This is a genomic window from Citrobacter sp. TBCP-5362 (assembly GCF_005406305.1).
GTDB classification, from domain to species: domain Bacteria; phylum Pseudomonadota; class Gammaproteobacteria; order Enterobacterales; family Enterobacteriaceae; genus Citrobacter_B; species Citrobacter_B koseri.
Genome location: NZ_CP040234.1, coordinates 2,014,105 through 2,027,552, shown reverse-complemented (window position 1 = coordinate 2,027,552; position 13,448 = coordinate 2,014,105). Strand labels below are relative to the sequence as shown.

Below are 13,448 nucleotides of genomic sequence, written 5' to 3'. Positions count from 1 at the left end.
TAACAATTGATCTTTACCCATTCAAGCTAAACCTGATTACTCAGTAAAACCAAGCAATGTCTTTTCCTTGTTTCGAAAACGATTTCCTTAAATGTGCGCTTATGGTGACTAAAAACTACACTTGTACTTAAATTTAAGTGTACACTCTTTACGAAAACGTTTTCGATAAATAACGGCAGGAGATGAGTATGAGCTGGAGTGGACGTGCAATACGCTCGACGATTGATAAAAGCGGTGAACTTGTGCTGTCTCTGGAGCAGGTCGAACTGACCGAACCGGGCGACGATGAGGTGATCGTCAGGATCGAGGCGACCCCGGTTAACCCCAGCGACAGCGGCATGCTGTTAGGCCCGGCGGATCTATCTGATATTCGGGAATTCGACAGCCGTGTCACGATGACTGTCCCATCAGAACGTCTGGCGGCTATCGCTGGCCGCCTGGGACAACCCATGCCTGTTGGAAACGAAGGCGCGGGTACCGTCGTGGCCGCAGGGAAAAATGCACAAGCCTTTATCGGTAAACGTGTCGGGATGTCCGGTGGTGGTATGTACGCCGATTACCGCAGGACAGATATGCACAATCTGATTGTGCTGCCCGAGGGCGTGGAAGCAGCCGATGGCGCCTCTATTTTTATTAATCCACTCACCGCACTCGGTTTTGTGGAGACGGCACTTCGGGAAGGCCATAAAGCGCTTGTTCATACCGCAGCGGCATCGAATCTTGGTCAGATGCTACAGCGCATCTGTCTGGCCGATGGTATTCCGTTAATCAATATCGTGCGCTCCACTGAGCAGGAAAAGATCCTGCGCGAACTGGGTGCGACTTATGTGCTCAACAGCAAAGAGCCTGATTTTGCTGCCCGGTTGACCGATGCGATTGAAGAGACCGGCGCGACCGTTGCTTTTGATGCCATCGGCGGCGGCAAACTGGGTATTGAAATTATAAATGCTATGGAGCGCGCTGCCGCCCGCAAAACCGCAGCCTATAGCCGCTACGGTTCCACTCTCTTTAAGCAGCTGTATATCTATGGCGGGCTGGACAGTGCCCCGACAGTCCTCGATCGTGGCGGGCTCGGCTATGCCTGGAGCATATCGGGATGGCTGCTGTTTAACTATCTCAACACGGTTTCCCCGGCGGTTCTTCAGCGACTGCGCCAGCGGATCGTCGATGAACTGACGACCACCTTCGCCAGCCGCTACACGCGGACCATCGGCCTGGCCGATCTGCTTGATCCTGATGTCTTACGCGCGCTTGAACGCAAAGCAACGGGCGAAAAATTCCTGATTGATCCGCGAGTGGGCTGAATGCCCACCTGCGAAAAACCCACTTTAACCAGAATAAGCCTTCTCATGAGGCATGGAGAATCCGCATGACAAATTTAGTGAAAATTATCCGGTTCCACGAAAAAGGAAGCGCAGATGTTTTACGTATCGATGAGCTCACTCTACCGGAACCAGGTCCGGGTGAAGTTCGCCTGCGGGTAAAAGCCATTGGGCTGAACCGCGCCGAGGTGATGTTCCGCGAAGGGCAATATTTCCTGGAACCTACTCTACCATCAAACATTGGTTATGAAGCCTCCGGGATTGTCGAGGCGGTTGGCTCGGGCGTGGATACAGGGCTTATCGGGAAAATCCGCTCCACAGTTCCCGCTTTCCCACTTAATCAATACGGCGTGTATGGCGAAGTCGCTATCGTGCCCGCCGAGGCGCTCGCCGCGTATCCTGAGCGCTTATCATTCGAGGAAGGAACAAGTATCTGGATGCAGTACATCACAACCTACGGGGCGCTGGTGCATAACGGCCATGTCACCAAGGGCGATTACGTCGTGCTGACAGCAGCAACCAGCTCCATTGGGATCGCGGCAATTCAGATTGTTAAAGCAGAGGGCGGGATTGTCATCGCAACCACGCGCGGCGCCGACAAACGGGATGAACTGCTTGCTGCCGGGGCGGATCACGTTATCGTGACTAGCGAAGAAGACGTTGCAACCCGAATTATGGAAATCACCCAAGGCGCTGGCGCGCGGATCATTTTTGATAGCGTAGCTGGTTCCGGTCTGGCCGAACTGGCGCGCGCGACGGCCAAAGATGGCCTGATCATGATTTACGGTAACCTTGCGCCGGAACCGACACCGTTCCCGATTTATGAATCCTGGGGTCAGGGGGCGCAGGGTAAGCCATTCAAAATAATGGGCTATACCATGTTCTCAATTACCGGCGACCCGGTCGCGCTCAAAAACGCGGAACGCTACATTTTCGAGAAGCTGGAGAGCGGGCAGATGAAACCGCGCATCGACCGCACCTTCCCGCTTTCCGAAATCGCCAATGCACACCGCTATATGGAAAAAGGTCAGCAAATCGGGAAAATTGTTGTCGTGATATGAGGTTGAGCCTTCGTAAAAGGAGGTTGCGAATCAGCTTATCTGCACTTCGCTGATTTGGGCGCGCTGATTCCCAAATTATTTCCATAGACAAATAAAGCCACCTGTATCTCAGGTGGCTTTATTATTATTCGATTTCCGTTACCCGGATTAATTTTCGGTTCAGGAATTCCCCCATCCCGATTTCCGATAACTCGCGCCCGAAACCGGAGTTTTTCACACCGCCAAACGGCAGGCCCGGAGAGTCAGCAAAACAGGAGTTGATATAAACCATCCCGGAGTCAATATGCGACGCAATGCGCTGCGCGTTTTTCGTATCAGCATCAAAGACGTAACCGCCCAGGCCGTAAGGCGTCGCGTTTGCCAGACGAATCGCCTCTTCTTCGCTGTCGACAACATAAAAAGAGAGTACCGGTCCAAAGGCTTCCTGAGTATAGAGTGGGTTAGCCTCAGTAATATCCGTAATAATGGTCGGTTCAAGATAGAAACCCGGACGGTCGACTCTGTTGCCACCAAAAACAATGTTTGCCCCTGCCGCTTTCGCCTCTTCAATCTGTTTCAGCAACCCCTGCAACGCACGTTCGCTTACCAGCGGGCCGAGCAGCGTCGACGCATCCTCAGGATCGCCAACGTTGATTGCCGCAAACTTCTCTTTGAGAGCCTCCAGCATGCGTTCGCCACGCTCACGGCCAATCACAATGACGCGCTTAATATTGACGCAACCCTGCCCCGAGTTCCAGGTACGCCCCATCACAACCTGCTCTACAGCATGATCCAGCGACGCGCCAGGCATAATAATCGCCGGATCGCTACCGCCCAGCTCAAGAATGACCTTCTTCAGATTTCTCCCGGCACGTTCGCCAACGGACGTTCCCGCCCGCTCGCTGCCCGTCAGCGCGACCCCGCGCACCCGGAAGTCGTCAATCAGGCTGGCAATCTGATCGATACTGCAAAACAGGTTGGTGTACGCCCCTTCCGGCGCGCCCGCCTCCTCAAACAACCGTGCGAACGCCAGTGCACACTGCGGGACGTTTTCCGCGTGTTTGAGCATAACGACATTACCGGCGATGAGCTGCGGCGCCGCCACGCGCACCAGCTGGTAATAAGGGAAGTTCCAGGGTTCGATCGCCAGGATAACCCCGATAGGTTCGGAGAGTAACGTCGCACCTGGCTCGCCTGGAATGGCCTGTGCCGCGAGCAAACGCTCACCGTTGGTGGCATAGTAGTCGAGAATATCCGCGACTAAATCAATTTCCATATAGCCAAAGCGCGTCACTTTACCCATTTCAAGCGTCGGGTAGGTCACATACTCATCGCGTTTCTCACGCAGGATTTTTGCCGCCTTGCCGACAATCGCAGCACGCTCAGCCACAGACCGTAAACGCCAGTCGTCGCGATAAAGCGTGTCGGCTTTTTCCAGAGCGGAAAAGACCTCAGCATCGGTCTGCAACGGGAAAGTTTTGAGTAATTCACCTGTTGCCGGGTTAATACTTTGAAAGCTCATAAAAGGCTCCTGATGATAAATGCATAAGAGAAAATATAGGGGAACGGCGAGCCTGGGCAAACCGCATCATTTTCCCCTGTCCGTTTCATACTTAACGAAAACGTTTTCGAAAAGAATTAAAAATAAAGTCATCGTGTTCAGGCAACAGGGGCCTGAACAAACCGTACACAACCCGCGATCGGCGCGTGCCATTTAACAGCATACCGGGTATAAATTTCGGCCTGCGGGGAAAACTCTCCAGGGTTATCGAGCGTGCCGGCCTTAACCAGTAACATGCCGGGCATATTTGTCGCTTCGGTTACCACTGGCGAGCCGCATTCCCGGCAAAAGTGGCGGTGTGACGGCAGTCCGCTGTCGCCTGTATCGGTAAAGCATGCCGTTACTCCCTGCTGTTCATAATCACTTTTTTCCACCAGAAGGTTAACCGAGAATGCACTTCCGCTCGCTTTCTGACAATGGGTACAATGACAAACCACCACCGAGCGGGGCGGTGTTTTCATTCTGTAGCGGACGGCACCACACAGGCATCCTCCTTCCACCAACGTCATGTTCTTTCTCCTTTGTTAATTTTATCGAAAACGTTTTCGATAATTAAATAGACAATACCCTGACCGCGTGTGGCCGTCAAGGCAGGGAAATTGGCAGGTTATGCTTTCTGGAAAAATTCACTACCGTGCGAGGAGCGCAGGATCAGCTCGGGCGACCACACCTCCTGTAGTGTTTCGACCGGTTTACCGTTCATGTGCGCCAGAAGCAGCTGGACCATTCGCTGGCCCGCTTCCTGGGTTGGCGCGGAAAAGGTGGTTAACGGCGGATTCAGGTAAGGTCCGAGCGGGTGGTTGTCGCAGCCAATAATTGCCACATCGGTACCGGGGCGCTTTCCGGTTTCCACAATGGCCTGCATCGCGCCGCTGGCAATCAAATCGTGGCCGCACATGATCGCCGTTGGCGGATTTTTCATCGCCAGCAGCTTTCTGGCACCCGCTAATCCGCCTGTTTCGGACAGCTCCCCGTCAACGATCAGAGCAGGATCAAAAGACAGATTTGCGGCATCCAGCGCCGCCATGTAGCCTGCCCGCAAGTGGTGGCTGAGCATGAGGTAGTCTGGAGTATTGAGAAGCCCGATGCGGCGGTGCCCCAGGCCGATAAAGCGCGCGGTGCCGTTTCGCCCGGCAACAGTGCGGTCAATATCAACGAACGGGAAAGGATTGCCCGTTTCACTTCGTCCGAGAGTGGCAAATGGCACGCTGCGATCCTGCAAAAACTGGATTCTGGCATCCTCTTTACGCGTTCTGCCAAACATCACCGCATCAACACGCTGTTGTTCAACCAGGCGTCTGAAGCTGTCTATCTCCGATTCAATGCTTCTTCCGGTGACAATAACCAACTGATAAGGCGTTTTTTCCAGTTCCTGGTCGATTCCGGCCATTAGATCGAGAAAAAAAGGTTGTGCAAAGTGGGCCTGAGGATACGAAAGCACAAACCCGATGGTTTCCGACGTTCCGCTGCGCAAACGCCGTCCCGCCGGATCGGGCGAGAAGCCCAGTTCAGACGCGGCGGCAAGCACGCGTTGCTTCGTGGCTTTACTCACATCCTCCCGGCCATTCAGCGCCTTGGATACCGTAGAGACGGACAACCCGAGGTACTGTGCCAGTTTTACGATATTGATCCTTTGCTTCATCCCATGCCACCAGAATTGATTGATTTATCGAAAACGATTTCGATTAAATATAACAGATTGGCTTTTTTAAAACTATCAGGATGCCCTGTCCCCACATCATTAGTACCGTGCGGACATTAGCAATGTCCCCTCCTGGCACAACACAGTCAGTCTAAAGCGCCGTCAGGTCTGCCATAATCGTACAGCAGACCTTATACCTGAAAGCCCATTCCGAACCGCATTCTGGACGTTCTAGCGCAACAGTATCTTACCCAGCAGATAAGTTGTTGCCTGTCCGCCGATGTGGACTCGATCCCCCACTCGCTGGCAGCGTAAATCGCCGCCACGTTCGGCGCCCTGGTGCGCCAGCATCTGCGTTTTTTTCAGTTTTTCAGCCCAGTACGGAATTAGCATGCTATGTGCTGAACCTGTAACGGGGTCTTCCGCTACGGCCTCTCCCGGGCAAAAGAAACGGCTGACAAAATCGTATTTCTCTTCGCCGGGCGCGGTTATGCAAACCATTTTTCCCAGAGGGAGCATGGCATTAATGTTCGGGCGTAGCGCTTCTACCTGCCGTTGATTATCCAGCACGACCATGTAATCACGCGCCACGCGCACTTCTTTGTATTCTGTGATGCCCAACGTTTCCAGCAATAAGGACGGCGGCACGACGGGCTCGGTTTCCCAGGCAGGAAAATCAAGCGTCAACCACTCGCCGCTGCGTGCTACTGTCAATGGGCCAACAAACCGGGTATCAAAATGGATAGTCGCGCCCGGGTAATCAAGATGTTCAAAGATGACGTGCGCAGCAGCAAGTGTGGCATGCCCACACAGATTTATTTCCCCCTGAGTGGTAAACCAGCGCAACTCAAAGCCGTTTTCATTTGGGACAAAAAAAGCCGTTTCTGACTGGTTATGCTGTTTAGACATTTTCAATAATGTCTCATCGGGCAACCACTCGGTGAGTGGACACACGGCTGCGGCATTGCCGCCAAAAGTAGCCGAGCTAAAGGCATCAACCATGTAAAAATCAATTTGTTGCATAGCGCAAACCTCGAATCGTTCTTTGAGCCCCCACACTCTACCATGCCTCGACAACGCGCAATCTCGTATTTTTCATCGCTTGATGTTCGGCTTCGGCGCCATTCCGTTGCTGGCGGTGTATCCCAATACCAGACGACATTTAAACAACGTCGCAACACCCCATTGACCTTCAAGTGAACTTTAAACTTATACTTTGAAAAAGGCCAATGGGCCGGGACACCCGTCTGAAATTGTCGAAGAGGAAGTGAGATGCAAACGATTCTGGGGGCAAGCGGACAGATTGCCCGGGAACTTGCTCGCGAGTTAACGCATTCTTACAGTGCTGAACTGAGGCTTGTAAGCCGTAATCCACAGAAGGTAAATGACAGCGATAGCCTTATGCCCGCTGATTTACTGGATGCCCGTCAGACACTGGAAGCGGTTAAAGGAAGCCGCATTGTCTATTTTGCGGCGGGTCTGCCGCCGGATGCCGACCTCTGGGAACAGCAGTTTCCGATAATGCTGCAAAACGCGCTGAACGCGTGTCGGACAGTGGGGGCAAGTTTTGTTTATTTTGACAATACTTATATGTACCCACAGGACAGCAGATTGCAGACCGAGGAAACGCCGTTCCTGCCGTCAGGGCGCAAAGGACGGGTTCGGGCCCTGATGGCAAACAGGGTGCTGGAGGAGATGCGCCGGGGCGACATCCCTGTGCTTATCGGGCGCGCGCCCGAGTTTTATGGGCCGGGAAAAACCCAGAGTTTTACCAATGCCTTAATTTTAGACAGACTTAAAGCAGGGAAAAAACCACGCGTGCCATTACGTGACGACACATTACGTACGCTCATATGGACCCCCGATGCCAGTCGGGCTTTAGCGTGTCTTGGCAACACCCCTGATGCCTTCGGTCAGACGTGGCACCTGCCCTGTTGCGATGAACGGCTCACCTATGCGCAGTTCGTTTCTCTGGCCTGTAACGTGTTCGGGAAAGAAACGTCATGGTCTGTCCTGAGCAAATTCGCCTTGTTCGCCGCCGGTATCTTTTCCAAAGGCCCACGGGAACTCCGGGAGCTCCTGCCCCGCTATCAACATGATAACCTGTTTGATTCATCAAAATTTAAGCGGCGATTCCCGGACTTTCAGATAACAACGTACCGTCAGGGACTGGAAACCCTTTACCGTGAATGGAAAGCGTCGCTCACCGTAAAGAAAGACAAATAAACAACCACGCAGGTGGTATCGCTAATCAACCCCTGACATTAAACAGGTAGAATCAGATGAAACTCATTGAGATAACAGAAGCTGGCGGCCCTGAAGTTCTGAAGGTAAGCCAGGGAAAAATGCCGGAATGTGGCGAGAACGATGTCCTGATCTCAGTTAAAGCGGCCGGCGTGAATCGCCCGGATATTATGCAGAGAGAGGGAAAATATCCCATGCCAGAGGGTGTTACGCCGGTTCCCGGGCTGGAAGTCGCGGGTATCGTACACTCAATCGGGAAAAACGTTGCTCACTTTTCAGTTGGCGATCGCGTCTGTGCGCTCACCAATGGCGGGGGATATGCAGAATTTTGCGCCGTTCCGGCAGGTCAGGTATTGCCTGTCCCACAAAATTTAAGTTTTACAGAAGCAGCAGCGCTTCCGGAAACATTCTTTACGGTATGGGCCAATCTTTTTTCGTTGGGAAAAGTGAGAAAAGAGGATGTTGTTTTGATCCACGGTGGCGCAAGCGGCATAGGGACGACCGCGCTGGCGTTGTGTAATGCCATGAATATTAAAGCGTTCAGCACCGTCGGAAGTGACGATAAAATTCCGTTCCTGCAACAATATGGGGAAGTCATTAACTACAAAACCCATGATTTTGAAGAAGAAATCCTCAGCAGAACCGACGGAAAAGGCGTTGATGTTATTCTTGATATTGTCGGCGCCGCTTATTTTAACAAGAACCTTCGCCTTCTTAAAAAGGACGGCCGACTCGTACTGATTGGATTTATGGGGGGCAGGATGGTTAAGGAATTTGATATCCAGGAACTGGTCCTTAAAAGAGCGGTGATAACCGGTTCAACGATGAGGAGCCGGGACGCTGCTGAAAAGGAAGAAATCGCCCAACAGCTCATACAAAAAGTATGGCCTTTAATCGAAGCCGGAAAGTGTAAACCCGTCATTCACCAGACAGTTAAATTTGAGGATGTCCGTCAGGCACATACATTACTGGATGCCGGAACTCATATCGGTAAAGTTATCCTTACCCTTGAATAAGCGCAAAGGGCGGGAGCATCCCCTGTCCCGCCCTGCACAATTATACAATCCTCAACGGGCCAGCCCCTGGTAACCGGGTTATCAGATTTGCGCCCATTAACGTTGCCGGCGTGTAGGCCCCTCCTGCAATCCGGTTCATCATCAGGTGCTCAACCACCGCTAACGCCCCCATAATGGTCAGGGTATAACCATTCGGTGTACGGATACGGGCAGTTTTTTTGTCGCCACGGGCGTTGATGGCCTCTCCCCACACAAAAGAGGGCGTCTGTTCACGTTTCATTTCTCCGGGGCCTTTCACCGTTCGGGATATATAAGCCTTGAGGAGCTTCTGCACCCATGCCAGTCGCAGCAATGGTCTGATGTAGTTTGCTCTCCGGGCCTGGGAAATCATGCGCGTCGAACCCGGCACAAAGACCTGAATGTCTGGAATACCTGTCGTGTAATACGCCGTGGACACGTCCCCCCAGGGGATTGTCATCGCGTCCTTCTCGCCATCGCCGAAGTCAATACGGCGAACTTCATAAGCAAGCGGCACGGTAATGATCTTCCCTCCTCGCCGAATTTTTCCGCCCTGCGCCAGCCCCTCGATCGCCGTTTTCGCCGTACCCGGAGAAAAAACAGAGCGTGAATCGAATCCCAGGTTAAGGCGGATCGCATCCGGCAGGGCCTCCTTCAGGGCGGCCGCCACGCAGTCCGTAGGAATAACGTCAAACCCGACGCCGGGGCACAATACAACACCGGCATCCCGGGCACGGGTATTCAGCAGTTGTGCCGCCTCGAACACGTCTATCTCCCCTGTAATATCAAGATAATGAGTTCGGGTTTGCAGGCAGGCCTCCATCAAAGGCGCCGCAGTGGCGGAGAACGGCCCCGCACAATTTAATACCAGAGCACACCCTTCAAGCTGTCTGAGCAGTTCAGCCGGGTTATCAAGGGCGAAGGCGTGAGCCTCAAGCCCGAGATTGCGAGCCAAAGAGTCTACCGTTTCTTGCCTGCGCCCCGCCAGAACTGGCCTGAATCCTCGCCGTACGGCCTCACGGGCAATCATTTCTCCGGTGTAACCGTTCGCGCCATAGATCATCCAGCGCGGAAATTCTGGATGGGAATGTTGCTCATTCATTGCATTAACCCCTTTAATAAATAAATTGCCCGGCTTACGTCACAGCATAACCTTAAAGTTAACTTCAAGGTCAATATACCCGTCATACTTCACGTTGCATGTACATTGGTTGTGCCATAACGGTGACAGTTCAAATCTAAGCCAACAGACATAACGTAATGATTAAATTCACCAGCGAATGATAAAGCCAATACCATTACTTTTATTCCGCCTTATTTTTATTCGTCATTGATTGTCAGACGGCAAGATAACGATTAAAATAGTTTCTATCGCATTCACCCTTCGTTGAATCCTTCTCATTACATCTTCAGAGAAATCGTCAGTCATGATTATCAGACCAGAGCAACATTGGTTTTTTCGATTATTTGATTGGCATGGCTCGGTATTGTCAAAAATAACATTTCGGTTATTTTTAAACCTTGTCATGTCAGCTATCGCAATTATCATTTATCAATGGTATGAGCAACTGGGCATCCACTTAACCGTTGCCCCTTTTAGCCTGCTGGGGATCGCAATCGCTATCTTTCTTGGCTTTCGCAACAGCGCCAGCTACAGCCGTTTCGTTGAGGCACGGGGACTGTGGGGAACCTTACTGATTGCCGAGCGTTCCATCATCCGTCAGTTAAAAAATTTGTTGCCGAATGACGTTGAGCTACATAAAAGAATTTCAGGTTATCTGATTGCCCTTTGCTGGAGCCTGAAACATGAATTACGTAAAACCGACGCCGGATATGATATGTACCGAATTCTGCCCCGACATATTCTTACCCAGGTCATGTTCAGCCCGATGAAAACCAACCGGATATTATTATTGATCGGCGATGAAATGGCAGCATTGCGTGAACAAGGCAAGCTGAGCGATATTACATTTGGCCTCATCGATAATAAAATAGATGAAATCGCCCACGTTATTGGCGGCTGTGAACGAATTGCAAATACCCCGGTGCCGTTTGCTTATACATTAATACTCCAGCGAACCGTTTATCTTTTTTGTACCCTTCTTCCTTTTGCGCTGGTTGGCGACCTGCATTACATGACGCCATTCGTGTCCGTTTTTATTTCCTATACCTTTTTATCCTGGGATTCCCTGGCGGAAGAACTTGAAGATCCCTTTGGCACATCGGCTAACGATTTACCGCTCAACGCGATTTGCAACACCATTGAGCGCAATCTGAAAGAGATGACCGGGCAACAGCCCCTGCCGGAGCCGCATCAGCCCGATCGCTACTTCAATCTGACCTGAGTCCATTGCCCGCTACCCACCAATGTACGACAGGTTTTGCGTAATGCCGGTGTTCCCCTGATGTAAAAAATGCGTCTGTTTTTTATGCGTCAGCGCATCGGCAATACGCATCTTAAGGGCATCCTGCTGCGTATCGTCTTGCAGCACGTCTCGTAAGTCGACCCCGCCATCACCAAAAAGACATAAATGCAGTTTGCCGATGGAAGAGACGCGCAGCCGGTTGCAACTGGCGCAGAACGTTTTTTCATAGGGCATGATCAGGCCGATTTCGCCTGCAAAGTCCGGGTGGCAAAAGACCTGTGCCGGGCCATCACTGCGCTGGCGAATCTGGCGCACCCAGCCGCGTCGCAGCAGTTCATCACGCAGCACCACGCCCGAAATATGATGGCGTTGAAACAGCTCGCTGCCCTCACCCGTTTCCATCAGTTCGATAAAGCGCAACTGAATGCGGCGAGGCTTAATCCAGGCCAGAAACGTATCCAGTTGATGATGATTCACATCGCGCATCAGAACCGTATTCACTTTGACCTTTTCAAAACCGGCGGCAAACGCCGCATCAATACCGTTCATCACTTCCTGAAATTTATCCTGCCCGGTGATGGCATAAAACTGGCGAGCGTCCAGACTGTCCACGCTGACGTTGATGGCGGTTAATCCGGCCTCACGCCAGCGTGCGACGTCACGCGCCAGGCGATAGCCATTGGTCGTTATCGCAATCTGGCGAATCGCCGCATTTTCACGCACCGCCGCGATAATATCGATAAAGTCGCGGCGCAAGGAGGGTTCCCCGCCGGTAAGACGGACTTTTTCCGTACCCAGCGCGGAGAACGCGCGGATGACGCGGCGAACTTCATCCACCGACAAGAATGACTTGTTGCTCACGCCACCGGGTTTGTACCCGTCCGGCAGACAGTAGGTACAACGAAAATTGCACACATCGGTAACGGACAGACGTAAATAGGTGAATTTACGCTGCCATGAGTCCATAAGCGGTTGCATAGATAACCTCGGGAGACAACGAACAGGCAGGCCACATCACGCTGATGTGGCCTGAGACAGGAAGTAAGACGTGTTGTTAGTGGGTTTTCATCCCCGCCGCCAGCATCAGCAGCTTAAACCCGGATGCGACGACGGCCAGCGCCATAACGCTTGCCGCCCAGATGATGACCATCCAGCCCACCCTTTTCCACCAGGCGCGTGGGGCGGTATCCGCAGGTTTAGCGTGCTCTGTGTCTGATAGTGAAGCCATTAATGATACCCCTCATCAGGATTAATTTTTCCGCGAAAGACGTAGTAACTCCAGCAGGTGTACATCAGAATTACCGGGATAATCAGTAGCCCCCCCACCAGCATAAAGCCCTGGCTTTGCGGCGGTGACGCGGCCTGCCAGATAGAGATCGACGGCGGAATGATATTGGGCCAGATGCTGATGCCCAGCCCGCTGAATCCCAGGAAAATCAGTCCAAGGGTCAGCATAAACGGCCCATAGCTCGCTTTGCGGTTATAGGCGGAACGCACAATTCCCCAGCAGCAAACCAGCACTAACAGCGGGACAGGCGCAAACCAGATGATCTCTGGCAGGCTGAACCAGCGTTGAGCAATCGCCGGATGCGTCAACGGCGTCCACAGGCTGATAATGACGATGATCGCCAGCAGCAGCAGCGTCAGGATAATCGCCTTCTCCGACATGCTTCGGTGCAGCGGGCCTTCCGTTTTCATGATAAGCCAGGTGCAGCCCAGTAACGCATAGGCCACCACCAGCCCCACGCCGCAGAACAGCGGGAAAGGCGCCAGCCAGTCCATCGTCGAGCCGCTGAACGCCCGTCCGGTTACCTGCAAGCCGTTAACCAGCGTTCCCACGGCGACGCCCTGGCTGAAGGTTGCCAGCACAGAACCGCCGATAAAGGCTTTATCCCAAAGCGGACGGTGTTCCGGCGTCGCTTTAAAGCGAAATTCAAACGCCACGCCCCGGAAAATCAGCCCCAGCAGCATGGCGGTTAACGGCACGCTGAGCGCATCGACAATCACCGCATAAGCCAACGGAAACGCGCCATATAACGCCGCGCCGCCCAGCACCATCCAGGTTTCATTGCCATCCCAGACGGGGGCCACGGTATTCATCATCATGTCGCGCTCTTTCTCGTTCTTATTGAACGGAAAAAGAATGCCGATCCCCAGATCAAAGCCGTCCATCACGATGTACATCAACGTTGCGAAGACAATGATGACGAACCAGATTATTGACAGGTCGATGCCCATT

13 protein-coding genes are annotated in these 13,448 nt (G+C 52.6%); 5 read left to right on the top strand and 8 right to left on the bottom strand.

What is annotated here, in order from left to right; translation table 11 throughout:
• Positions 1-188 precede the first annotated feature (188 nt).
• Entirely contained in the window at positions 189-1,304 is a 1,116-nt protein-coding gene (locus tag FD428_RS09780) for a zinc-binding dehydrogenase (protein WP_114847821.1), read from the top strand.
• Between the two features lie 65 nt (positions 1,305-1,369).
• Positions 1,370-2,383 carry a zinc-dependent alcohol dehydrogenase family protein gene (locus tag FD428_RS09775; RefSeq protein WP_114847820.1) on the top strand — a complete coding sequence of 338 codons (1,014 nt, stop codon included), beginning with the start codon at positions 1,370-1,372 and terminating at the stop codon, positions 2,381-2,383.
• A gap of 124 nt (positions 2,384-2,507) precedes the next feature.
• Here the strand turns inward: FD428_RS09775 and FD428_RS09770 are convergent, their stop codons facing one another.
• From FD428_RS09770 to FD428_RS09755, 4 genes are all read right to left on the bottom strand, one after another.
• Entirely contained in the window at positions 2,508-3,884 is a 1,377-nt protein-coding gene (locus tag FD428_RS09770) for an NAD-dependent succinate-semialdehyde dehydrogenase (RefSeq protein WP_114847819.1), read from the bottom strand.
• 137 nt (positions 3,885-4,021) lie between these two features.
• Positions 4,022-4,432 carry a GFA family protein gene (locus tag FD428_RS09765; protein ID WP_104868583.1) on the bottom strand — a complete coding sequence of 137 codons (411 nt, stop codon included), beginning with the start codon at positions 4,430-4,432 and terminating at the stop codon, positions 4,022-4,024.
• A 98-nt stretch (positions 4,433-4,530) separates the two neighbouring features.
• A complete protein-coding gene (locus tag FD428_RS09760; protein WP_205208647.1) occupies positions 4,531-5,565 on the bottom strand; it encodes a LacI family DNA-binding transcriptional regulator in 1,035 nt (344 codons plus the stop codon).
• A 231-nt stretch (positions 5,566-5,796) separates the two neighbouring features.
• Complete coding sequence (locus FD428_RS09755; RefSeq protein ID WP_114847818.1) at positions 5,797-6,588, bottom strand: PhzF family phenazine biosynthesis protein; 792 nt, start codon at positions 6,586-6,588, stop codon at positions 5,797-5,799.
• A 249-nt stretch (positions 6,589-6,837) separates the two neighbouring features.
• On the opposite strand from FD428_RS09755, the gene FD428_RS09750 reads away from it, so the two are divergent.
• On the top strand, positions 6,838-7,791 hold the full coding sequence (locus FD428_RS09750; protein WP_112002028.1) for an NAD-dependent epimerase/dehydratase family protein: 954 nt from the start codon (positions 6,838-6,840) through the stop codon (positions 7,789-7,791).
• A 56-nt stretch (positions 7,792-7,847) separates the two neighbouring features.
• The gene (locus FD428_RS09745; RefSeq protein WP_114847817.1) at positions 7,848-8,825 is read left to right on the top strand and encodes an NAD(P)H-quinone oxidoreductase; all 978 of its coding nucleotides are present in this window, start codon (positions 7,848-7,850) and stop codon (positions 8,823-8,825) included.
• Positions 8,826-8,865: 40 nt separating this feature from the next.
• Here FD428_RS09745 and FD428_RS09740 read toward each other — a convergent pair whose 3' ends face one another.
• Complete coding sequence (locus FD428_RS09740; protein WP_114847816.1) at positions 8,866-9,945, bottom strand: trans-acting enoyl reductase family protein; 1,080 nt, start codon at positions 9,943-9,945, stop codon at positions 8,866-8,868.
• Between the two features lie 325 nt (positions 9,946-10,270).
• Here FD428_RS09740 and FD428_RS09735 point away from each other — a divergent pair, with 325 nt between their 5' ends.
• Positions 10,271-11,188 (top strand): bestrophin family protein, encoded by a 918-nt coding sequence (locus FD428_RS09735; protein WP_024130281.1) that lies wholly within the window; start codon positions 10,271-10,273, stop codon positions 11,186-11,188.
• A 12-nt stretch (positions 11,189-11,200) separates the two neighbouring features.
• Here the strand turns inward: FD428_RS09735 and moaA are convergent, their stop codons facing one another.
• From moaA to cydB, 3 genes are all read right to left on the bottom strand, one after another.
• Entirely contained in the window at positions 11,201-12,187 is a 987-nt protein-coding gene (gene moaA, locus FD428_RS09730) for a GTP 3',8-cyclase MoaA (RefSeq protein ID WP_114847815.1), read from the bottom strand.
• Positions 12,188-12,263: 76 nt separating this feature from the next.
• Positions 12,264-12,437 carry a DUF2474 domain-containing protein gene (locus FD428_RS09725; RefSeq protein WP_072271878.1) on the bottom strand — a complete coding sequence of 58 codons (174 nt, stop codon included), beginning with the start codon at positions 12,435-12,437 and terminating at the stop codon, positions 12,264-12,266.
• Positions 12,437-13,447 (bottom strand): cytochrome d ubiquinol oxidase subunit II, encoded by a 1,011-nt coding sequence (gene cydB, locus FD428_RS09720; RefSeq protein ID WP_047463333.1) that lies wholly within the window; start codon positions 13,445-13,447, stop codon positions 12,437-12,439. Before cydB ends, FD428_RS09725 begins: the two co-directional genes overlap by 1 nt.
• Position 13,448 lies beyond the last annotated feature (1 nt).

Excerpts from the sequence above, each read along its gene's own strand:
- FD428_RS09725 (WP_072271878.1), bottom strand. The coding sequence starts at position 12,437 with ATGGCTTCACTATCAGACACAGAGCACGCTAAACCTGCGGATACCGCC.
- FD428_RS09770 (WP_114847819.1), bottom strand. The coding sequence starts at position 3,884 with ATGAGCTTTCAAAGTATTAACCCGGCAACAGGTGAATTACTCAAAACT.
- FD428_RS09775 (WP_114847820.1), top strand. The coding sequence starts at position 1,370 with ATGACAAATTTAGTGAAAATTATCCGGTTCCACGAAAAAGGAAGCGCA.
- FD428_RS09750 (WP_112002028.1), top strand. The coding sequence starts at position 6,838 with ATGCAAACGATTCTGGGGGCAAGCGGACAGATTGCCCGGGAACTTGCT.
- FD428_RS09735 (WP_024130281.1), top strand. The coding sequence starts at position 10,271 with ATGATTATCAGACCAGAGCAACATTGGTTTTTTCGATTATTTGATTGG.
- FD428_RS09740 (WP_114847816.1), bottom strand. The coding sequence starts at position 9,945 with ATGAATGAGCAACATTCCCATCCAGAATTTCCGCGCTGGATGATCTAT.
- FD428_RS09760 (WP_205208647.1), bottom strand. The coding sequence starts at position 5,565 with ATGAAGCAAAGGATCAATATCGTAAAACTGGCACAGTACCTCGGGTTG.
- FD428_RS09745 (WP_114847817.1), top strand. The coding sequence starts at position 7,848 with ATGAAACTCATTGAGATAACAGAAGCTGGCGGCCCTGAAGTTCTGAAG.
- cydB (WP_047463333.1), bottom strand. The coding sequence starts at position 13,447 with ATGGGCATCGACCTGTCAATAATCTGGTTCGTCATCATTGTCTTCGCA.
- FD428_RS09765 (WP_104868583.1), bottom strand. The coding sequence starts at position 4,432 with ATGACGTTGGTGGAAGGAGGATGCCTGTGTGGTGCCGTCCGCTACAGA.
- moaA (WP_114847815.1), bottom strand. The coding sequence starts at position 12,187 with ATGCAACCGCTTATGGACTCATGGCAGCGTAAATTCACCTATTTACGT.
- FD428_RS09755 (WP_114847818.1), bottom strand. The coding sequence starts at position 6,588 with ATGCAACAAATTGATTTTTACATGGTTGATGCCTTTAGCTCGGCTACT.
- FD428_RS09780 (WP_114847821.1), top strand. The coding sequence starts at position 189 with ATGAGCTGGAGTGGACGTGCAATACGCTCGACGATTGATAAAAGCGGT.